We start from the raw sequence: 21,555 nt of genomic DNA on the forward strand, positions 1-21,555 counted from the left end.
CCTAACGTCGTTCGCCCTCACGGGCACTTCATGCTGTCGAGGGGCTAGCGGCCGGAGCCGCCGTGCACGACGGCCTCGATCTCGCCGTCGAGCCCGAACGCGGTGTGTACCACGCGGAGGGCTTCGTTGATGGTGTCGGCCCGGGTGACCACCGAGATGCGGATCTCGCTCGTGGAAATCATCTCGATGTTGATTCCGGACTCATAGAGGGCCTCGAATAGTTTCGCCGATACTCCGGTATTGGTGCGCATGCCACCGCCGACCAGGGCGAGCTTGGCGATCTGGTCGTCGTATTGCAGGCTCGCGAAACCGATGAGGTCCTTCTCATTGGTCAGCGCGGTGAGTACCCGCTCCCCTTCCGACTTAGGCAGCGTGAACGAGATGTCGGTGAGCCCGGTGGCGGCAGCCGACACGTTCTGCACGATCATGTCGACGTTGGCATTGGTGCGCGCGACGATCTTGAAAATGAGCGCCGCCTTGCCCGGGATGTCGGGCACACCGACCACGGTGACCTTCGCCTCGCTCAAGTCAGCGGCGATTCCGGCGATGATTGGCTCTTCCACGATTTCTCCTTTTTCTCGCGCGGTCACGGCGTTGTACACGATGGTGCCGGTGTTGTTGTTGAACGAGGAGCGCACGTGGAGCGTGACGCCGTGGCGGCGCGCATATTCCACAGCGCGAATATACAGAACCTTGGCCCCCGCAGCGGCGAGTTCCAGCATCTCTTCGCTCGTGACGCGCTCGAGTTTGCGAGCGCGGGGAACGACGCGCGGATCCGCTGTGAAGACGCCATCGACATCGGTGTAGATCTCGCAGATGTCAGCGCCGAGGGCAGCGGCGAGAGCGACGGCGGTGGTGTCTGAGCCCCCCCGTCCAAGGGTGGTGATGTCTTTGGTGTCGCGGTTGAAACCCTGGAAACCGGCAACGATGGCGACGGCGCCCTCGTCGAGCGCCGAGCGGATACGCCCCGGTGTGACGTCGACGATACGCGCCGAACCGTGCCGGGCATCCGTGATCATGCCGGCCTGGCTTCCGGTGAAAGAGCGTGCGTCGTAGCCAAGGCTTTTGATGGCCATCGCGAGCAGCGCCATCGAGATGCGTTCACCGGCCGTGAGCAGCATGTCGAGTTCGCGCGGGGCGGGGAGCGGGGTGACCTGGTGGGCGAGGTCGAGCAGTTCGTCAGTGCTGTCACCCATCGCCGAGACGGCGACGACGACCTCATTGCCAGCCCTGCGGGTGTCGACGATGCGCTTAGCGACCCTCTTGATACTTTCGGCATCGGCGACGGATGACCCGCCAAACTTCTGCACGATCAAGCTCATGTGACTCCTGAGATGGGGGTTTGCGGGCCGATGATGCGCGCCCCGTCCAAGGTTCCATCCTAAATGCTGGCGCTCGGAATCGGTGCCATGTGACGCTGCGCTGCAGGATGGGGCGGGCGGAAGTGGCTAGTGCGCGACCTCGCGGCGGCCCTCGAACGCGCGGCCGAGGGTGACCTCGTCGGCGTACTCGAGATCGCCGCCCACCGGAAGACCGGAGGCGAGGCGGGTCACCTTGATCTCGAGGGTTGTGAGCAGGCGCGACAGGTAGGTCGCGGTGGCCTCCCCCTCGAGGTTCGGGTCGGTCGCGATGATCACCTCTTGCACGGTGTTGTCGGCGAGACGCTGCATCAGCTGGCGGATGCGCAGGTCGTCGGGGCCGACGCCGTCGATCGGGCTGATGGCGCCGCCGAGCACGTGGTACAGCCCCTTGAACTCGCGGGTGCGTTCTATCGCTACGACGTCTTTGGCCTCTTCCACCACGCAGATCGACGTGGGGTCGCGACGTGGGTCGCGGCAGATGAGACAGGTCGGCTGCTCGGAAACATTGCCACAAATTTCACAGAATCGCACCTTGTCGCGCACCTCGAGCAGCACGTTCGCCAGCCGGGTCACGTCGAACTTCTCGGTCTGCAGAATGTGGAACGCGATGCGCTGGGCTGACTTGGGGCCGATACCCGGAAGCTGGCCGAGCTCGTCGATCAGTTCCTGAACGATGCCTTCATACATGGTCTAGTAGTCGTTTCTGGTTCGGGGCGCCGCAGTGTACGGCTGTTCTTCGATGAAGGTGGCGCCGAGTATCTCGCGCACGACGGCCTCGCCGTAGCGCTGCTTCGTCGCGAACGACGGCGCCCGCGACGGATCTTTTGGGGCGCCGCGCTGGCCGGCATTCGGGTGCTGCCGGCCACGCTGCGCGCTGGGCTGGACGGCGTTCGGCTGCACGGCGTTCGTCTGCACGGCTGATGCCTCGGCCTGCCCCGCGTAGTTCGGCACACGTTCGTCGGCGGGTGCGTCCATCTCGGGGGGAACGTCGTCATCGAACGGTGGCGGTACGTCGTCAAACGGTGGCTCGTCGTGACGCTGCGGCGCGGCAAACGGCGCGGCGGTCGAGGCGTCAGGCACCGCGGAGTTTGCAGCCCCGGAAGTCGCAGCCCCGGAAGTCGCAACTGAGGTCGCGGACGCGGACGACGAGGTCGGGACCGGGGCAGGCGTCGAAACCGGCGCAGCGGCGTCGGCCGTGGCATCCGTTGTCTCGTCGGCGATAACGGGTATTGCCGGACCATTGGGCGAACCGGGAATGGCCACGGTGGCCCACCCACTGGTTGATGCGGCGACCGGTGACGCGCCTGCGCCCGGCGATGCTACCTCGCGCGCAGCAGCGGCCGGAACGGACGCCGTGCGCGGCGTCGCAACTGCCCCACGTGCAGTCGGTATGGCTGCAGTCCGCACCGCTGCAGTCGGCACGGCTGACCGGGATGCCGCCGAAACCGCACCCAGTGGATCTGGCTCAGCCGCTTCGAGCGCATCAGCGGCGGGTGCTGCAATTGCGGTTGATTCGAGTGCGGGGTCCGCTGGCGCAGGCTCCGCGGTGACGGTCGGCGAGGCGCTGGACGACGCGCTGGGCGAGGAGGTCTCACGGCTCGCTTCAACGCGCGCGATGAACTTGACCCGCAGGCCGAGCACGGCGACGATCGCCGTGCGCAGAAAATCGCTGGTTCCCATTCCGGGAACCTTTTGCTGCTTGAAGCTCTCGACGTCGGCTTGGCTTGGGAACGAGAGGGCGAGCACGTCGCCGTTCAGGCCGAGCACCTGAGCGGTGTAAACGACGAGCCACGCCGTGGTCTTCTCGTTTTTGACAGCTTCGAGAATCTCCGGCCAGGCGTCCTTGAGCTGCTGCAGAGTGACCGGGGCGCCGGCGGCGACAGCGGGGCGGTCAGCCTGCGTTCCCGAAGTGGCAGACTCGGCTACCGGTTGTGGAGACACGACTGGCGGTTGTGGAGACAGGATCGGCGCCGAGGCTGCGGCCGCGGAGGATGGCGACGCTTGGGAGACGGGCAGTATTCCCTGTGCGCCGGTCTTGGCGGGCTCGACCAGCGGTGAGGGCGCGGAGGAGGCGTGCACCACAGGAGGCGAGACCGGCGCGCCCGAGGCAGGCGGCACAGATCCCGCGGAATTCGCCGAGCCACCAACGGCGGGCGCCGCAGCAACACCGTCGACGCCGATGCGACGCTCAAGGCGCTCGACCCGGGCCAAAGCGCCGCGGGTCGTGTCATCGGTCGCGGGAATCAAGGCGCGCGCGATCATCAGCTCGAGGTGCAGGCGCGGCGAGGTGGCCCCGCTCATCTCGGTGAGCGCGGCGTTGAGAATATCGGCGGTCCGCGAGAGTTCGGCCGCCCCAAAAGCGGCGGCCTGCACGTTCATGCGCTCGAGTTCGTCTTGCGGCACACCGCGCAGCACGGCCGCCGCCCCCGCGACGCTCGTCGCCGCGACGATAATGAGGTCGCGCATGCGTTCCAGCAGGTCTTCAACGAACCGCCGCGGATCTTGCCCGGTCTGGATGACCCGGTCGACCGCATCGAACGCGGCGGCTGGATCGCGCGCGCCGATGGCTTCAACGGCCTCGTCGAGCAGGGACGCACTCGTGTAGCCCAGCAGTGCCACGGCGCGCTCATACTCAATGGACTGCCCATCGGACCCGGCCATGAGCTGGTCCAGGAGCGAAAGAGTATCGCGCGGCGAGCCGCCGCCGGCGCGCACGACGAGTGGCAGTACCCCGGGGGCAACGACCATCTTCTCGGTGTCACACATCTGCTGCACGTATTCGAGCATCGGTCCCGGCGGCACCAGCCGAAACGGGTAGTGATGGGTGCGCGAACGGATGGTGCCGATCACTTTTTCGGGTTCAGTGGTCGCAAAAATGAACTTCACGTGTTCCGGCGGCTCTTCGACGATCTTGAGCAGCGCGTTGAAGCCCTGCGGCGTGACCATGTGCGCCTCGTCGAGGATGAAGATCTTGTAGCGGTCGCGGGCCGGCGCAAAAATAGCGCGCTCACGAATATCGCGGGCGTCGTCGACACCGTTGTGGCTGGCCGCGTCGATCTCGACGACGTCGAGGGAGCCCCCGCCGTCGCGGGCGAGTTCCACACAGCTCGGGCAGACACCACAGGGAGTGTCGGTAGGACCCTCAGCACAGTTCAGGCAGCGGGCCAGGATGCGCGCCGATGTGGTCTTTCCGCAGCCACGCGGACCACTGAACAAATAGGCATGATTCACCCGGTTGGTGCGAAGCGCCGTCATCAGCGGATCGGTCACTTGGGACTGGCCGATCATCTCGGCAAAGGTCTCTGGCCGATAGCGGCGATACAGGGCGGTAACCACGTTCTCCATGGTACTTGCCCGCACCGACACTCGCCCGCGCTCGCGCCGCTGAACTGTTCTGTGCCTGCTCGTAAATCCGGTCGATCCGGGACAGGCCGTTCGAACGGGCTAACCCACCGTCGCCAAGGTCTGGCGGGCGATCTCAAGCTCTTCGTTGGTGGGAATCACCAGCACCGTGACCGCGGAATCGTCGGCGCTGATGACACGCGCGCCCCGTTCGGTGGCCGTGTTGCGCTCGGGATCGATGCGGATGCCCAGCGCGTCCAGCCCGGCAAGCGACCGTTCGCGCACGAGCGGCGCGTTCTCCCCGACACCGGCCGTGAACGAGATCACATCGAGCCGGCCGAGCTGCGCGTAGTACGCCCCGATATAGCCCTTGATTCGGTGCACATACACGTCGATCGCGAGTTGCGACGGCCCGTCGCCGGCGGTAGCGGCTTCCATGACGTCGCGCAAGTCGCCGCGTCCGGTGAGGCCGAGCAGCCCGCTACCGCGGTTGAGCAGGGTGTCGAGGTCATCGAAGTCGAGTCCGGCCCTGCGGTGCAGGTGAAAAAGCACGCCGGGGTCGATGTCACCGGAGCGGGTGCCCATGACGAGTCCCTCGAGCGGCGTCATGCCCATGCTGGTCTCGACCGAACGGCCGCCGGCGACCGCGCAGACCGAGCCTCCGTTGCCGAGGTGCAGCACGATCTGGTTGAGCTCCGTCACCGGGCGCGCGAGAAAGTTGGCCGCCTCGCGGGCCACGAATCCGTGGCTCGTGCCGTGAAAGCCATAGCGACGAATGCGAAAGCGCTCCGCCAGGTCGGCATTGATCGCGTAGGTGAACGCCTCCGGAGGCAACGTCTGGTGAAACGCCGTGTCGAAGATGGCCACGTGCGGCACATCGGCGAAAGCTTCACCGGCCGCGACGATGCCCTGCAGCGCGCCCGGATTGTGCAGCGGCGCGAGCCCGGACAGGTCGTCGATGTCACGCTCGACCTGCGGCGTCACCAGGGTCGGCTCGTGGAAACGCGCTCCGCCGTGCACGACCCGGTGCCCGACGGCGACCGGCGCGTGGGCCGCGAGCGACGGCCCGTGGGTCGCAAACGCCTCGAGCATCACGGCAAATCCGGCCGTGTGGTCGGCAATAGGCAGCTCACGCTGCCATGTCTGATCAGCGGATGCCGAACCTGGCGTTTTCGACGCGACGTCTGCCTCTGCGGTAGTCGCCGCCACCCCGGCGACAGAGTGTGCGGCCGCGCCCATGAGCTCGCCGATGCGCTCGACCAGACCGCTCGCCAACGTGGTCTCGGTGTCCATTTCGATCAGCTGATATTTGAACGAGCTCGAGCCGGAGTTGACGACGAGAACCGCAGTCACCGAGTTGCCCCGGCGGGTGTGGCATCCACGACAGGACTGCTCTGCGCGCCGCTGTCCGCAGCGGAGACAAGCCCGGCCGCCTGGATGGCCGTGATCGCCACGGTGTTGACGATGTCTTGCACCAGGGCACCGCGCGAGAGGTCGTTGATCGCCTTGCGCAGGCCCTGCAGCACGGGGCCGATCGCGACGGCGCCAGCGCTGCGCTGCACCGCCTTGTAGGTGTTGTTGCCGGTGTTGAGGTCGGGAAAGATGAACACCGTGGCGCGGCCGGCCACGCGGGAACCGGGCATCTTGGTGGCGGCGACCGCGGCATCCGCTGCTGCATCGTACTGAATCGGACCTTCGACCAGCAGGTCGGGCCGGCGCTCGCGCACGAGGGCAGTGGCGGCGCGTACCTTCTCGACGTCGGCGCCCTCGCCGGAACTGCCGGTGGAGTACGACAGCATGGCGATGCGCGGCTCAATGCCGAACTGCACCGCCGTCGCCGCAGCCGAAATGGCAATGTCGGCGAGCTGCTCGGCCGTGGGCACCGGAATGACGGCGCAGTCGCCATAGACCAGCACGCGATCGGCGAGCGCCATGAGGAACACGCTCGACACGACGCCGACGCCGGCCTGGGTCTTGATGATCTCGAAGCTCGGCCGGATGGTGTGCGCGGTGGTGTGGGTGGCACCGGAGACCATGCCGTCAGCGAGACCCTGCTGCACCATCATGGTACCGAAGTAGCTCACGTCGGTGACGGTCTCGTTGGCCTGGTCGAGCGTGATTCCCTTATGTGCCCGCAATTGCATATATTCCTGCGCGAACTTGATGCGCAGCAGGTCGTCGTAGGGGCTCACGACGTGGGCCTTGGAGATGTCCAGCCCCAGGCCGATGGCGCGCGAGCGCACCTCGAATTCCTCGCCGAGGATGGTCAGTTCGACCACATCGCGGGCCAGCAGGGTGGCAGCGGCGCGCAGCACGCGGTCGTCCTCCCCCTCGGGCAGCACGATGTGCTGCCGGTTCTGCCGGGCCCGTTCAAGCAGCGTGTACTCGAACATGAGCGGGGTGACGACCTCGGCCCGGCTCACATCGAGCCGATCGAGCAGTGCGGCCGCGTCGACGTACGTTTCGAACAGGGCCAGCGCCGTGTCGTGTTTGCGTTGCGAGTCGGCGGCGAGCCTCCCGCGGGTGCGGGTGATGCGCATGGTCGTGTCGTAGGAACCGAGCGACGTCCGAATGATCGGCAGGGATGGGGCGAGGCCCTCCATCAGCCGCTGGATAGGGTCGGGGAGTTCGAAGCCGCCGTTGAGCACGATGCCGGCGATCGACGGGAACGTTGCGGAGGCGTTGGCGAGCAGCACGGCCAGCAGCACATCCTCGCGGTCGCCAGGCACGACGACGACAGCGCCTTCGATCAGTCGTGGCAGCACGTTGACCATCGACATGGCCGCCACGACAACGCCGAGCGCCTCTCGGGCCAGCAGCGCCGGGTCGCCCTTGATCAGGGTGCCATCGGTCGCCTCCATGATGCTCTGCATGCTCGGTGCGACAAGGTAGGGGTCTTCGGGAATAGCCCAGATCGGCACGCCGAAGGCTCCGCCCGAGCGCGCCGGCTGGGCATTGGTCGTGGCGCGCACCGACTGGATAATTTCGGCCAGGACCGTTTGGTCGGCGCGGTTGACGATGATCGCCAAAATGGATGCGTGTTCGTCGCGCAATTCCGCCAGCGCGACGTCGGTCTGCTGTCCGATGTCCACGGCGCTGCGAGCGTCGCTCTGGCCAAGGCGTTCGCCCTCGCCGGGGCCAACACGGCCGCCGAGCACGAGCAGTACCGGGGCGCCGAGGTTCGCGGCGATGCGGGCGTTGAAGGCGAGTTCGGTGGGGCTGCCGACGTCGGTGTAGTCACTTCCGATGACGACAACAGTGTCGCAGTTGGCTTCGATCGCTTTGTAGCGCGCAACGATACGGGCCAGGGCCGCGTCGGGATCGGTGTTGACGTCGTCGTAACTGACGCCGATGCTCTGCTCGTAGGTTTGCCCGGCCGCAGCACCGGGTCCGGCGTTGGCCTGCAGGTGGCGAAGCAGGAGCTCGACGACGTAGTCCGGTTCGGTCGCGGTGCGGGCAACAGGGCGAAATACGCCGACCCGCTCCACCAGGTGGGTGAGCGTGTCGAGCACGCCGAGAGCGATTGAAGATTTGCCGGTATTACCTTCGGCGCTGGTGATATAGATGCTTCGAGCCACGGTGTCCATTCAAGCGTATGTGGGCTGTGAGTTTGTTCTAGCTAGATGTTGTCGCTGCCGGTTTGGTCGGTGCGCGGCGCGGCATCCGTCTTCGACCAGGACCAGTCGGTGACCGCTGGCAGGTCCTCGCCGACGTCCCGGGTGTACTGGCGCGCGGCCAGGCGGGCGTCCTGCATCTGCTGCCGGAGCAGGCCGGCGCGGGCGGCGAGGCCGGGGGTGCGGTCGATGACGTCCATGACGAGGTGATACCGATCGAGGTCGTTGAGCATGACCATGTCGAAGGGGGTCGTCGTGGTGCCGTTCTCCTTATAGCCGCGAGCGTGCAGGTTTTCGTGGCCGTGGCGCTTGTAGGTGAGCCGATGAATGAGCCACGGGTAGCCGTGATAGGCGAAAATGATGGGCTTGTCTGGCGTGAACACGGCATCGAAGGCGCTGTCGCTCAGGCCGTGCGGATGGTCGTCCTCGGACTGCAAGCGCATCAGGTCGACGACGTTCACGACCCGCAGCTTGAGATCCGGCAGGTTTTCGCGCAGAATCTCGGCGGCGGCGAGCACCTCGAGGGTGGGAACGTCGCCGGCCGCGGCGAGCACGACATCGGGCTCCTGACCGGCAATTTCAGTGCCGGCCCAGTCGAAGATGCCCAGCCCCCGGTTGCAGTGGGCGACGGCCTCGGTCATGGTGAGCAGGTTCGGCGCTGGCTGCTTGCCGGCCACGACCACGTTGACATAGTTGACGCTGCGCAGGCAGTGGTCGTAGGTGCTCAGCAGCGTATTCGCGTCGAAGGGCAGGTAGACCCGCACCACGTCGGCGCTCTTGTTGACGACGTGGTCGATGAATCCGGGGTCCTGGTGGCTGAACCCGTTGTGATCCTGCCGCCAGACGTGCGAACTGAGCAGGTAGTTCAGGCTCGCGATCGGCGCCCGCCATGAAATATCGGCGGTGACCTTGAGCCATTTAGCGTGCTGGTTGAACATCGAGTCGACGATGTGAATGAACGCTTCGTAGCAGTTGAACAGTCCATGCCGCCCGGTGAGCAGGTAGCCTTCGAGCCAACCCTGGCACTGGTGCTCGCTCAACACCTCCATGACGCGGCCGGCGCGCGCCAGGTTCGTGTCACCGGGACGGATCTCGGCGTCCCACTGTTTGCTGGTCACCTCGTAGACCGGCGGGGCCAGCCGGTTCGAGGCGGTTTCATCTGGCCCGAAGATGCGAAAGTTGTCGGGATTCAAGCGGATGACTTCGGCCAGGTAGCCGCCCAGCACCCGCGTGGCCTCATCCGTCGTTGCAGCCGGCTCTGGCACGTCGACGGCGAAATCACGAAAGTCGGGCAGGTGCAGGTCGCGGCGCAGAAGTCCGCCGTTGACGACCGGGTTGGCGCTCATGCGCAGGGGGCCGACCGGGGCGAGAGCTCGGATTTGTGCGACGGGAGCACCGGTGGAGTCGAACAGCTCTGCGGGACGGTAGGAGAGCATCCACTCTTCGAGCAGGGCCGTGTGCTCCGGTGTGTCACGGGCATTGGCGAGCGGAACCTGGTGGGCGCGCCAAGTGTTCTCCACCTGCACGCCGTCGATGATGGCGGGACAGGTCCAGCCCTTGGGGGTGCGCAGGATGATCATCGGCCAGCGCGGACGGGCAAAATCCTCGTTGTTGTTATCGGCCTTCGCCGCCGCTGCCTTGATCTCGGCGATCTGGTTGAGCACCAGGTCGAGCGTCTCGGCCATGCGGGCGTGCACGAGCAGCGGATCTTCGCCGTCGAACCCGCCAGAGACGATGTACGGAGTGTGACCGTAGCCGCGCATGAGGTCGAGCAGCTCGTCTTCGGGGATGCGCGCGAGCACGGTGGGGTTGGCGATCTTGTACCCGTTGAGGTGCAAAATGGGCAGCACGACGCCGTCGTGAATCGGGTCGATGAACTTGTTGGAGTGCCAGCTGGTGGCGAGCGGTCCGGTTTCAGCCTCGCCGTCACCGACCACCGCGGCCACGAGCAGGTTCGGATTGTCGAATGCGGCCCCGTAGGCGTGGCTGAGGGCATAGCCGAGTTCGCCACCCTCATGGATGGATCCGGGGAGTTCGGGCGAGGCGTGGCTGGGGATTCCGCCGGGGAAGGAGAACTGGCGAAACAGCTTCTGCACGCCGCGGGCGCTCTGTTCGATGTCGGCGTAGACCTCGGTGTAGGTGCCGTCAAGGTAGGCGTTGGCGACCATTCCGGGGCCGCCGTGGCCCGGGCCGGTGATGTAGATGGTGCTCTGGCTGCGTTCCTGGATGGCGCGGTTCAGGTGTGCGTAGAGAAAGTTGAGGCCGGGCGTTGTGCCCCAATGGCCGAGCAGGCGCGGTTTGACGTGGTCGCGGGTGAGGGGCTCGGTGAGCAGGGCGTTGCCGAGCAGATAGATCTGGCCGACGGTCAGGTAATTCGCGGCACGCCACCAGGCGTCGATACTCGCGAGGGCCTCCGGGCTCAGCGGTGCGGGTGCACGCGTAGGCCAGGTCATGGTGCCGGAATCGTGGATCATCGGTCCTCCGCATCGTCTCGCGGCCACGCAGCCGCTCTTCTTCCATCCTATTCAGCCTTGGTCGTGCCTCAAGTGCCAAAGGTCCCATTGGCCGCGGAGGCGTCCACCTTCTGGTGACAGTCCAGTAGATTTACTTCTGAACGCGAGCTGATCCAGTCATAAGATCGTTCAATGGAACTCCGTCAACTTGAACATTTCGTTACGGTCGCCGAGGAACGTCACTTCACCCATGCCGCTGACCTCTTACAGATCTCACAGTCCGGCCTCTCGGCGTCGATTCGTGCCCTCGAAGGTGAACTCGGGATGTCCCTCTTCGCCCGCAGCACTCGACGGGTAGAACTGACCGCGGCCGGACAGGCGCTTCTGGCGGACGCCCTGCGCACGCTGGCCAGCGCAGCCGCGGCGCAGAATGCGGTCGCGGCCGTTCGTGGTCTCATGCGTGGCCGGCTCACCGTCGGGGCCGAACCGTGCGCCGGTGCAATCGACCTGCCCGCCGAGCTGGCGCAGTTCCACACGGTCAACCGCGGTGTCGAGGTCAGACTGCGCTACGCGGGTTCGGTCGAACTCATCGAGAGCGTCGCAACCGGGCGAGCGGATATTGCGGTCGTCGTCGAAACCGGTCCCACCCCGCCAGGGGTTACCCTGCACGAGCTCGGCACGCAAAGACTCGTCGTACTCGCTCACCCCGACCATCCGCTGGCCGGCCGATCCTTGATCACTCTGGAGTCTTTGCGCACCGAGTCGCTGATCGGTTTTCAGTCCGGTTGGGCCGCGCATGTGCTTGCCCGACGGGCCTGTGCCGCAGCCGGATTCGACTATCGGGCGGCGATGGAGGTCAACGACGTGCATCCTCTACTGGATTTGGTGGGCTACAACCTCGGGGTCGCCATTGTTCCGGCGAGCTTCGCCGCCAAGCGTCCCGAAACCCTGCGCACGATCGAACTGCCCGGCGGCCTGCCGACGTGGAGTGTCGCGGTCGCCGTCGCTGACGAGCCGAGCCCGGCCGCCAGAGCGTTCCTGGATCAGCTCTTGGCAAACGTGGCGGTTCAGGTTGCGGGCAGCTCGGTCGACGCCAGCTCGGTCGCCGCCACCTGAGCCGAAACGCTTATTACTGGTTGCTAAGCCCTCGTCCTCGCCGCGTCAATGAGCGCCTCGAAACTGCGCTCGAGGCCCTTGTCTCTGATTTGCGCGTCGGGGTGTGCGTCGTACCAGCGGATGGTGTCGCGCGCGCCGAGAGCAAGCGGGGTGGTGCAGACAAAATCGGGCACGAGCGCCTTTATCTTGCTGTTGTCGAAGATGACAGAATGCGCCCTGTCGCCCAGCAGTGCCGGGCCGAGATGCGGCACCGCAGCCGCGATGGTCTCCGACGCCACGTGCACCAGCTCGGGCAGTGGCACGCCCGCTGCCTCGGCGTACAGCTCGTAGATCCTATTCCACGGCAGAAATTCGTCGGAGGTGATGGTGAAACTGTCGCCGATGGCCTGCGGCAGGCCGAACAGCCCAACAAAAGCTTTGGCGAAGTCCGTGCTGTGCGTGATCGTCCAGAGCGAGGTGCCGTCACCGTGCACCAGCACGGGGCGACCGGCGCGCATGCTGACGATGTCACTCCACCCGCCGGTGAGCGGGATCGCGGTCTGGTCGTAAGTGTGCGACGGGCGCACAATCGTGACCGGGAATCCCTGCTCGCGGTACGCCGCGACCAACAGGTCTTCGCAGGCGATCTTGTCCCTCGAGTACTGCGAGTAGGGGTTTCGAAGTGGCGTGGATTCCAGAATGGGCAGTCGAGCCGGCGGCTTCTGGTAGGCCGACGCCGAGCTGATGAACACGAACTGGCCCGTGCGCCCCGTGAACAGCTCGATATCGGCAGCCACGTGTTCGGCCGTGAAGGCAACGAAGTCCACGACGACATCGAAGGTTCGCCGACCCACAGCAGCCCGGATCGAGGCCGGGTTGCGCCCGTCTGCCGTGAGCACCTCCACACCGGCGGGAACCGGGCGCTGGGTTGTCGTCGCCCGGTTCAGCACCGTGAGATGGTGCCCGGTCGCGACCGCTTGTGCGGCGGCGGCAGCGCTGATCACGCCGGTACCGCCGATGAACAAGACGTCGAGCCCGCGCATCACCATGCGTAGTCTTCCGGAGCGCTCTTCTTGCCGGGGAAGATCTCGTCGAGGCGGGCCAGTGCCGACGCGTCGAGTTTCACATCGAGTGCGCGGATGCCCGCAGCCAGCTGGTCCTGCGTGCGCGGACCGATGATCGGGGCGGTGACGCCGCCCTGGTGCAGCAGCCAGGCGAGCGCGACGTCGCCGGGTTCGTGGCCGAGTTCGGCGGCGAAGTCTTCGTACTTCTCGATGGCGTCGCGGTGAGTCGCGAGGGCGTGCACGGCATGGTCGGAAAGGCGACGCTTCCCGTCTCGCTGCTGGCGGAGAACTCCGCCGAGCAGTCCGCCCTGCAGGGGGGACCAGGCGATGACGCCGATACCGTTGGCCTGTGCGGCCGGCAGCACCTCGAGCTCGATATCACGGGTGATCAGGTTGTAGATGGACTGCTCGCTGACCAGTCCGGTGAAATTGCGTCGACGCGCTTCGGCCTGGGCCGTGGCAATGTGCCAGCCGGCAAAGTTGCTGCTGCCGGCGTAGAGGATCTTCCCCTGCGCAACGGCCGTCTCCATGGCCTGCCAGATCTCGTCCCACGGGGTGCTGCGGTCGATGTGGTGAAACTGGTACACGTCGATGTAGTCGGTCTTGAGCCGGGTGAGGCTCGCGTCGAGGGCGCGACGGATGTTCAGGGCTGAGAGCTTGCCGTTGTTTGGCCAGTCGGTCATGTCACCGTAGAGCTTGGTGGCGAGCACGGTCTTGTCGCGGCGCTCGCCGCCCTGGGCGAACCAGTCGCCGACGATCTTCTCGGTCGCGCCGTTCCCGAGGCGACCGCCGTAAACGTTCGCGGTATCGACATAGTTGATTCCCGCGGCCTGGGCGGCGTCCAAAATGGCGAACGATTCGGACGGGTCCGTTTCCGGGCCGAAGTTCATGGTGCCGAGGCAGAGGCGAGAAACCTTGAGGCCGGAGCGGCCAAGCTGGGTGTATTCCATATCTTTAGGTTGGCCGCGCATCGTTCGACTGTCCAACAGCACCCACGGATACCACTGTGCACCTGCGCTTCTCAATCGAGAACGCCGGCCCAGCCGCCTCGGCACTCGAGCACCGCCCTGGTTGCCCCCGCGCTTCCACGCAGAGAAAAGACTCCTCGCGCACCCGCCAGAGCCCGGTTACCCTTGCTACGTTTCCGTCCTGGGGGAATTGGCCAAGGTGGCGCCACACGAGGAGCCGGTTCTCAGTTTAGGGTACGGCGTGGGGCGTGGCCAACCGAGCGCGGTCTGGCCGGTGGCGGCAGCATCCGCTGGAAACAGGTAAGATTCTCTGGTGCCGTTGCTTTACTGAAACGGCGGCCAGGAGAATTCGCCTAGTGGCCTATGGCGCACGCTTGGAAAGCGTGTTGGGTGAAAGCCCTCGGGGGTTCGAATCCCCCATTCTCCGCCAAGCTCGTAGTGCGCAGAGTTCAACGCCCCATTCTCCGCCAGATCAACAAACGCAACGTGTTGGGTGACGCACAGGTCAGGCGTCGGCGCGATCGGCGAGACCGCGCACGAAGGCGGCCTGGCCAGCGTGCTGCAGGTCGTCGGAGAGCACACTCGCCAGGCGCACGCCGACGGTGACGGCGGGAGTCCAGGACGCGTCGACGACCCGATCCAGGTCCGCCGCGCCCAGGGTCGCCAGATAGGTGAGGGTCGCGGTGTGCACGGCGTCATAGTAGCCGCCGAGCAGGTCCGCATCGGCGCGAACGGCGGCGACTTCGGCGGAGGTGAAGCCATAGCCGATCCTCTTCGGCTCGAACGGCAGGCCGAATCGTTCGGCCCACCCCTGCCCGGTGTACACCTGCTCGGTGCCCGCCAGGTCGGCGATATGGTCGTCCTGCAGGCGGGACAGATGCCAGATGAGCCAGGCGATCGTGTTGGCGTCGGCATCCGCTCGATACGTGAGGGTGGTAACGGTCGCATCTTTCAGGGTCGCACCGACGTATCCCTGGATACGGGAAAACTCTTCGATGAGCAGTTCAGACGGGGTCATGGCTCTCCTTAGTCGTTCTGCCACCGTACCCCCCGCCCACGCCGCGGCTGGTGCGGTGCTCAGGCTTATCGCACCGTCGATCAGCGGTGCGGCCCAATGAGCACGCGCTGCCGCGTCAGGTCGAGCCCGAGGGCAACGACGCGCGCCGAAAGGCCCACGGGCCCTTCGGCGAGCGCCCTCACCTCGAGCGCGTGCTGCAGCACCGACGCACTTCGGACGGGGAGCGCGCGCCAGATGTCAGCAACGGTGTGGCACAACGAGATCGCGCCGGTCGCGCTGGTCACCGACCATCCCGCGGCGAGCGCCGCGATGCGGGGTGCGCCGGGTACGCCGGCACACACAGAGGACACCGTTTGCGCCACCAGAATGCGATTTCTGAGGGTGTTTTCGGCGCCCATCACCGGGTCGGGGTAGACCGTCGCGCCGCATGCTCCGCACATTTTCGGTTCCTGACTGACCTGACGGCCCGAGTTACTGCATCACGTCGCCGGAGTTGGGCCCGAGGGTCTGCCCCACATAGAGGTTTCCTCCCGGCTCACTGGCAAGCAGCAGCGCCGTCGGGGCGACTTCGGCCGCAACGCCGAACCGCCGAAGCGGCAATTCGGCGCGCTTGGCACGCTTCCAATCTTCGGAGATGCCCTGCACGAGCGGGGTCTCGATCGGGCCGGGAGCGATGCTGTTGACGAGCACGTTGTCGCTGGCAACTTCAAGCGCCAGCGATTTAGTCAGAGCCACGACCCCCGCCTTGGCCGCCGAATAATGGCTCAGGCCGGTGCCGCCCTTGATGGCGAGCTGGGAGGCGATATTGATGATGCGGCCCCATTTCTGTTGGCGCATCTCCCCCACCACCTCCCGGCAGCACAGGAACACCCCGGTGAGGTCGACCGAGAGAGTCTCGTTCCACATGGCGAGTGTCATGTCTTGCAGTGGTGACTCGGTGAGCAGGCCGGCACTGTTCACCAGAACGTCAATGGTGCCCAGCCGTTGGCGAGCGGTCGCGAAGGCCGCGCGCACGCTGTCTTCCTGCGACACGTCGACGTTGATCGCGTCACTGTCGGTGCCCGCGCGATCGAGTACGACCACGCGGTCCCCGTTGGCAACAAAAGCTTCGGCGATCGCCCGCCCGATTCCACTACTGCCGCCGGTGACGACGACTCCACGGCCGGTGGACGCGCGATGGTGCTGGGTCATTTCTGTTCCATATCTAGGCGCGCATTTTCACGGTGAGTCCGCCGTCAACGATGAGGGACTGCCCGGTGACGTACCCGGCCTGCGACGAAGTGAGAAACGCGATGACACTGGCCACTTCTGCCGGCGTACCCACGCGACCCCAGGGGATATCCTTGCCGGCTCGCGCGAGTCCGTCCGGTCCCAGCGAATTGACCGGGTCGAGTGACTGCGGAGTTTCGATAAGTCCGGGAATGACCGCATTGGCCCGAATGCCCTGCGGCCCCAGTTCAACAGCCACACTGCGAATCAGACCGAGCACGCCGGCTTTCGCCGCAGCGTAGTGAGCATGACCCTCCCACCCGTAGACCGCGCCGGCGATCGAGGACACCGCCACCATAGCGCCGCCCTCGGTCATGCGTTCAGCTCCGGCACGCAGTGTGCGCAGCACACCGGTGAGATCGACATCGAGCATGTCGGTCCACCGTGCATCCGTCATGTCGCCGAGGGATGAATGACGCAAAATACCCGCGTTGGCAACGGCATAATCGAGGCGGCCGTACTCGTCGACCGCTCGTTGGGCGAAAGCGTCAACGGATGCCGTGCTGCGCACGTCGACCTCGTGCACGACGGCTTCGCCACCGGCGGCGCGCACCAGCCGCAGTGTTTCCTGCGGGTCGTGCGGGTCACCCGGAAACGTGCCGATGACGCTGCGCACCCCCTCGCCGGCATAATGCACGGCGAGGGCCCGACCGATGCCGCTGGCGGCTCCGGTGATGATGGCGACGTGGGGCTCAGACACGCTGGGCTTTCAGCTCGTTTTCCGGTGCGACAGCGAGGGGAGCTTCTGCCATGGGCTTAGCGGCGAACATGAGCACACCCGAGATGAGGGTGCCGAGGGCACCGACCCAGAGCGCGGCGGTTCCCGTGTTGGCGCCGGCGGCGACGGCGGTGAACAGCGCGCCGCCGATAACGATGCCGGGCTGGCTCATCGCGCCGATGAACGCGGTGCCGGTGGCGCGGCAGCTGACCGGGTAGCACTCGGCCATGAAGTACTGAATAGCTGCGTACGGGCCCACCAGAAAGAACAGGCCGGCGCCGAAGCTCGCGACGATGGTCACGGGGCTGTTCGCGAGGGGACTCAACATGATGGTGAAGGCGACCGATGCGAGGATCCAGCCGCTGATGATGGTGCGCTTGCGGCCGATCTTGTCACCGAGCCACCCGTGGAACACGTAACCGAAGTAGGCCAGGGCGTTGATGATGATGAGCATCCAGAAGGCATCGGAGAGTTCGACGCCCTTGGCGTTCTTGAGAACGGAGCTGCCCAGAATGCTGAAGATCATGATGCCAAAGAAGTTGAAGATCCAGGCGAGCGAGAACACGATCGTGTTGCGGCGCAGCTTCGGCTCCCAGATGAGCTTGAGTGGCGCGGTCGAGGAGTGCTCGACGCCATATGACCCGGCGAGCAGGTGGGCTTCTTCGGTGCGCCCGGCCTTCTCGAGGCGGGTGAGTTCACTGTGCAGTTCGAACTGGGGAGTTTCTTTGAGCTTGCGTGCGATGGCCCAGACGATGAGCGCTGCGGGGATGGTGGCCATCAAATACAGGACACGCCAGCCGAAGGTCGGAAGAAAAGCCAGGGCGAGCGCACTGGCGAGCAGAAAGCCGAGCGGCCAGCCGCCCTGAATGAAGGAGTAGCTCAGACCCGGTCGCTTGCGCTTCTTCTCGTCTTCGGTGACCTGGTAGACCTCGTTCATATAGGTCGCGTTGACGGCCTGCTCGGAGAACCCCAGACCGCCGAAGGATCGAACGATCACGAGTAACCCACTGCTGAGGAAGGCCATTCCGGTGGGGATGATAGCGGTGAGGCCGGAGACGATGGCCGTGCCGCCGACGGTGACGATCATGCCCTTGCGTCGTCCGAGGCGGTCGATGACCGGGCCGACGCCGAAGCAGACGATCGCGGTACCCACGGCGATCCAGGTGTTGATCGCGTAGGCTTCCGGCGCGGTCCAGCCGAAGGATTCCTGCATGGCGGGAAGGAGCGTGCCGAACAGTCCGTAGTCGAAGACCGCGACGGTCCAGGCGAGGAGCGCCAGAATCGTGGCGGTGCGGGTCTGCTTCACGGTGAAGGCGGGAAAGCGACGTTTCTCGTTGACGGTCGCCGCCGTGAGATCGAGGGTGGGAGATTTCAGTTTCATGCGGAGGGAACCTTTCGGGGGGAACGGGCGAGGAACGAATCTGCAATCTGGTCGAAGGTGTTCCAGCTGACGCCTTCGTGGGAGTTGAAATGCTCGATGAGGCGCTCGAGCATGAGGAGCACTTGCGGTCGTCCGGAGACGTCGGGGTGGATCGTCATCGTGAAGACGGCCTGATCCATTTCGCGGTAGACCCAGTCGAACTGGTCTTTCCACATCTGCTCTATGTCGCGCGGATTCACGAAACCGTGCGAGTTCGGGGCGGCCTTGATGAACATCATCGGCGGCAGGTCATCGAGGTACCAGTTGGCGGGAATCTCCACGAGGTCGGTCTCGGTGCCGCGCACGAGCGGCTCCATCCAGGTCTGCGCGTTCTGGGTGTAATCGATCTTTTTCCAGCTGTCACCAACACGCACGTAGTACGGCTCGAAGTCATTGTGCATGAGCGAGTGGTCATACTTGATCCCGCGTTCGAGCAGAATTTCGTTCGTCACCGTCGAGAATTCCCACCACGGGGCGACATACCCGGTGGGGCGGCGGCCCGAGACGTTTTCGATCAGTTCGATGGATCGGTCGAGGATCGTGGTCTCCTGTTCGCGGGTCATCGCGATCGGGTTCTCGTGGGAGTAGCCGTGCACGCCCATCTCGTGGCCCGCGGCAACGATCATGCGGGTGAGCTCGGGAAAGGTCTCGATGGAGTGCCCGGGAACGAACCAGGTGGTGGGCAAGTCGTACTTGTCGAACAGGCGAATAAGACGCGGCCCACCGACCTCGCCGCTGAACATGCCGCGAGAGATGTCGCACGGGGAATCTTCGCCGCCGTAGGAACCGAGCATGCCGGCGACAGCGTCGACGTCTACTCCAAATGCAATCTGGATATCTTTTTTCATATCTGTGCCTTTCGTTGCACTAACAAATTTGGGCGGACTCGGTGATGGCTGCCCCGTACAGGGCAAAGGCATCGGCGATCTCGTCATGGTTGCGCTCGAGCTGCAGCAGAAGGCTGAGCAGAATCAGCGATTGTGAGGGCCGCAGCAGGCCAGTGGGGATGGCACCGGCCGCGACGAGGTCTCGTCCTCCGCCGGCGCCGTAGACCGGGATGACCGGGCCGGCACTCACCCGGGTGCTCGTCACCACGATGGTGCCGGCCGTGGCGGCCGCGGCGACGGCGGCGCACAGGGCGGGGTTGCCGTTGCCGCTTCCCGTCGCTTGCAACACGATTCCGCTGGCCCCGGCCGCCACGGATGCCTGCAGCAAGATTCCGTCCGCCCCCGGATAGGCAGACACCACGTCGACGCGTCTGGCCTGGCGGGGCGGGATGGGCGGGAGCGGGAGCGGGGGCATCCGCTGGTCTTGGCGGGTGATGACGACGTCACCGGTGGCGGTCAGGAAACCGGCCGAGCCAAAGTCGGGGTTGGTGAAGGCCTGGAGCGCGAAGGTCTGTGCTTTGCGCACGCCGCGGGCGGGGAATATCTCGCCGCCGAAAACGATCAACACGCCGAGGCCTGCTGCCGCAGGTGATCCAGCGACCGCGATGGCATCTTCGAGGTTGCCGGGACCGTCGGGGTCGGCGGCGTCGGCGGATTTCTGCGCCCCGGTAAAGACCACCGGGCTCACGTGGTCGTGGGTGAGGTCGGCCAGGTAGGCGGTCTCTTCCATCGTGTCAGTGCCGTGCGTGACGACGACCCCCCGCACCGATGGGTCGGCGAGGGCAATCTTGATCTGCGCGCAGATCGCGATCATGTCGACGAGAGTGAGCAGGTAGGACCCCTCACAGGCGACGTCGACGACCCGCACGGGGTAGGCCGGGGCTGTGGCCAGACTGCCGAGAACCTGCGCACCGGCGTCGGCGGCAACCGCGGCGCCGCCTTCCGCAGGGCGGGCGCGCGACGAGATTGTTCCACCGGTCGCCAGCAACACCACGTGGGTGCCGGCACGATCTGTCATTATTTTCTCCGGGGGTCGGTACCCAAACGATTGGGTTTCTTGATGCAAGAGTTGCTACCCAATATTTCGGCCGACTGCTCGCGTCATTGCGGGTACGTAACGCTCACTACCCAATCGTTTGGGTAGTGAGGTTGTCAAACTATAGAATGAGATCGACAGGCAAGTCAAGCTTCGTATCCGGCTTTCTCGGATCACGGAAACTGGAGACAGCGACATGACAGACATCAGACCGGGGTCCGTCACCCTGAAAGATCTGGCCGCCGAACTCGGCCTGCACCCGTCGACCGTGTCACGGATCCTGCACGGGAAAGCTGACACGGCACGCGGCGCCGCCGCGCCGGTCACGGCCGAACGTGTGCGTGACCTCGCCAAGAAGGTGGGCTACTCCCCCGACCCCCAGGCCACGAGCCTGCGCACGCGGCGCACGCATCTTCTCGGAGTCATCGTTCCGCGTCTTTCCGACCTCGTGCTTGCGGTTATGTACGAAGGAATCGACGAGGCAGCCGACGACGCCAACTACTCCACATTCGTCATGAACTCTCGTGACGATACATTGATACAGCGGCGCAAGATGGAAATCATGCTGTCTCGGCGGGTAGACGGCCTCATCATCGGTGACGCGCACCTTGACGGCAATATTCTCGACGAGCTCACCGAACGCAAGGTGCCGTTCGTGCTCATGAACCGCACCATTGCCGGTTTTGCATCGGCCACCTGCGATGACACCCTGGGCGGAGCTCTGGTGGCGCAGCACCTGTGGGACCAGGGCCACCGCGATGTTTCCATCATCGCTGGTGAACCCTATGCCAGTACTGGAGTCGATCGCACGCACGGCTTCGTCTCCCGGTTTCGCGCGCTCGGCGGAACGATCCCCGAGAGCGCCATCGTGTGGTCGCGCTTCGACACAACGGGCGGGCACACCGCGGCGGATAGCATTCTGCGAGGCACACATCGTCGCCCCAGTGCGATCTTCGCGGTCAACGACTTCGCGGCCATCGGCGCCATGGGCGCGGCAAATTCTCACGGATTGCACGTGGGCCGCGATCTGGCCATTGTCGGATTCAATGACACGTCGCTGGCCGCGCAACTGCCCATCGCGCTGTCGTCGGTGCGATCGCCGATGCACGACATCGGCCGGGTCGCCGTGAAGTTGCTCCTCGGCGTGTTGAACGGAGACGCCGTGGAGTCGGTTAAGCTCGCTCCCGTTTTGTGCGTGCGAGACAGCAGTGATTTCACGTGGGAGGCAGGGCAAGAGGCGGTTACTGCCCGGCAACGATGAGGGTCCCCGGGTTCTTAGGTGGGGCCACGTCAAAGTTGACGCTCCCCGG

General features: G+C 65.4%; 16 protein-coding genes, 1 tRNA gene, 1 other RNA gene and 1 pseudogene. 3 read left to right on the forward strand and 16 right to left on the reverse strand.

What is annotated here, in order from left to right; all coding sequences use genetic code 11:
• Nucleotides 1-44: 44 nt before the first annotated feature.
• The 6 genes and pseudogenes from CXY74_RS09165 to CXY74_RS09190 all read right to left on the reverse strand — a co-directional run bounded on the left by CXY74_RS09165 (nucleotide 45) and on the right by CXY74_RS09190 (nucleotide 10,770).
• A complete protein-coding gene (locus CXY74_RS09165; RefSeq protein WP_104195992.1) occupies nucleotides 45-1,322 on the reverse strand; it encodes an aspartate kinase in 1,278 nt (425 codons plus the stop codon).
• Between the two features lie 126 nt (nucleotides 1,323-1,448).
• The gene (recR, locus tag CXY74_RS09170) at nucleotides 1,449-2,048 is read right to left on the reverse strand and encodes a recombination mediator RecR (RefSeq protein WP_104192574.1); all 600 of its coding nucleotides are present in this window, start codon (nucleotides 2,046-2,048) and stop codon (nucleotides 1,449-1,451) included.
• Between the two features lie 471 nt (nucleotides 2,049-2,519).
• Nucleotides 2,520-4,697 (reverse strand): annotated as a pseudogene (locus CXY74_RS09175) (DNA polymerase III subunit gamma and tau); the annotation flags it as partial.
• 108 nt (nucleotides 4,698-4,805) lie between these two features.
• Nucleotides 4,806-6,056 carry an acetate/propionate family kinase gene (locus tag CXY74_RS09180; protein WP_104200169.1) on the reverse strand — a complete coding sequence of 417 codons (1,251 nt, stop codon included), beginning with the start codon at nucleotides 6,054-6,056 and terminating at the stop codon, nucleotides 4,806-4,808.
• Nucleotides 6,053-8,281: a phosphate acetyltransferase gene (gene pta / locus CXY74_RS09185; protein ID WP_104200327.1), complete on the reverse strand. Its 2,229-nt coding sequence runs from the start codon at nucleotides 8,279-8,281 to the stop codon at nucleotides 6,053-6,055. Before pta ends, CXY74_RS09180 begins: the two co-directional genes overlap by 4 nt.
• A 41-nt stretch (nucleotides 8,282-8,322) precedes the next feature.
• On the reverse strand, nucleotides 8,323-10,770 hold the full coding sequence (locus CXY74_RS09190) for a phosphoketolase (RefSeq protein WP_233193326.1): 2,448 nt from the start codon (nucleotides 10,768-10,770) through the stop codon (nucleotides 8,323-8,325).
• Nucleotides 10,771-10,962: 192 nt separating this feature from the next.
• On the opposite strand from CXY74_RS09190, the gene CXY74_RS09195 reads away from it, so the two are divergent.
• Nucleotides 10,963-11,886 carry a LysR family transcriptional regulator gene (locus tag CXY74_RS09195; RefSeq protein ID WP_104200171.1) on the forward strand — a complete coding sequence of 308 codons (924 nt, stop codon included), beginning with the start codon at nucleotides 10,963-10,965 and terminating at the stop codon, nucleotides 11,884-11,886.
• 23 nt (nucleotides 11,887-11,909) lie between these two features.
• Here CXY74_RS09195 and CXY74_RS09200 read toward each other — a convergent pair whose 3' ends face one another.
• The 3 genes from CXY74_RS09200 to ffs all read right to left on the reverse strand — a co-directional run bounded on the left by CXY74_RS09200 (nucleotide 11,910) and on the right by ffs (nucleotide 14,119).
• The gene (locus tag CXY74_RS09200) at nucleotides 11,910-12,908 is read right to left on the reverse strand and encodes an NAD-dependent epimerase/dehydratase family protein (RefSeq protein ID WP_104200328.1); all 999 of its coding nucleotides are present in this window, start codon (nucleotides 12,906-12,908) and stop codon (nucleotides 11,910-11,912) included.
• Nucleotides 12,908-13,879: an aldo/keto reductase gene (locus CXY74_RS09205; RefSeq protein ID WP_104200172.1), complete on the reverse strand. Its 972-nt coding sequence runs from the start codon at nucleotides 13,877-13,879 to the stop codon at nucleotides 12,908-12,910. The genes CXY74_RS09200 and CXY74_RS09205 overlap by 1 nt, the downstream gene beginning before the upstream one ends.
• Nucleotides 13,880-14,022: 143 nt before the next feature.
• Nucleotides 14,023-14,119: signal recognition particle sRNA small type (gene ffs / locus CXY74_RS09210), an RNA gene on the reverse strand.
• Between the two features lie 120 nt (nucleotides 14,120-14,239).
• Between ffs and CXY74_RS09215 the strand changes: the two genes are divergently transcribed.
• Nucleotides 14,240-14,327, forward strand: a tRNA-Ser gene (locus CXY74_RS09215).
• Between the two features lie 75 nt (nucleotides 14,328-14,402).
• Here CXY74_RS09215 and CXY74_RS09220 read toward each other — a convergent pair.
• The 7 genes from CXY74_RS09220 to CXY74_RS09250 all read right to left on the reverse strand — a co-directional run bounded on the left by CXY74_RS09220 (nucleotide 14,403) and on the right by CXY74_RS09250 (nucleotide 20,227).
• Nucleotides 14,403-14,915 (reverse strand): DinB family protein, encoded by a 513-nt coding sequence (locus CXY74_RS09220; RefSeq protein ID WP_104200173.1) that lies wholly within the window; start codon nucleotides 14,913-14,915, stop codon nucleotides 14,403-14,405.
• 80 nt (nucleotides 14,916-14,995) lie between these two features.
• Nucleotides 14,996-15,355 (reverse strand): hypothetical protein, encoded by a 360-nt coding sequence (locus tag CXY74_RS09225; RefSeq protein WP_104200174.1) that lies wholly within the window; start codon nucleotides 15,353-15,355, stop codon nucleotides 14,996-14,998.
• Between the two features lie 31 nt (nucleotides 15,356-15,386).
• Nucleotides 15,387-16,106, reverse strand: coding sequence for an SDR family NAD(P)-dependent oxidoreductase (locus CXY74_RS09230; protein WP_104200175.1), 720 nt, complete (start codon nucleotides 16,104-16,106; stop codon nucleotides 15,387-15,389).
• A 13-nt stretch (nucleotides 16,107-16,119) separates the two neighbouring features.
• A complete protein-coding gene (locus CXY74_RS09235; protein ID WP_104200176.1) occupies nucleotides 16,120-16,884 on the reverse strand; it encodes an SDR family NAD(P)-dependent oxidoreductase in 765 nt (254 codons plus the stop codon).
• Nucleotides 16,877-18,283, reverse strand: a complete 1,407-nt coding sequence (locus tag CXY74_RS09240; protein ID WP_104200177.1) for an MFS transporter — start codon at nucleotides 18,281-18,283, stop codon at nucleotides 16,877-16,879. The genes CXY74_RS09235 and CXY74_RS09240 overlap by 8 nt, the downstream gene beginning before the upstream one ends.
• Nucleotides 18,280-19,170 (reverse strand): polysaccharide deacetylase, encoded by an 891-nt coding sequence (locus CXY74_RS09245; RefSeq protein WP_104200178.1) that lies wholly within the window; start codon nucleotides 19,168-19,170, stop codon nucleotides 18,280-18,282. Before CXY74_RS09245 ends, CXY74_RS09240 begins: the two co-directional genes overlap by 4 nt.
• 19 nt (nucleotides 19,171-19,189) lie before the next feature.
• Complete coding sequence (locus CXY74_RS09250) at nucleotides 19,190-20,227, reverse strand: asparaginase (RefSeq protein ID WP_233193306.1); 1,038 nt, start codon at nucleotides 20,225-20,227, stop codon at nucleotides 19,190-19,192.
• Nucleotides 20,228-20,441: 214 nt separating this feature from the next.
• On the opposite strand from CXY74_RS09250, the gene CXY74_RS09255 reads away from it, so the two are divergent.
• Complete coding sequence (locus tag CXY74_RS09255) at nucleotides 20,442-21,506, forward strand: LacI family DNA-binding transcriptional regulator (RefSeq protein ID WP_104200179.1); 1,065 nt, start codon at nucleotides 20,442-20,444, stop codon at nucleotides 21,504-21,506.
• Nucleotides 21,507-21,555 lie beyond the last annotated feature (49 nt).

It is taken from the genome of Cryobacterium sp. Y29, from assembly GCF_002929825.1.
GTDB lineage: Bacteria > Actinomycetota > Actinomycetes > Actinomycetales > Microbacteriaceae > Cryobacterium.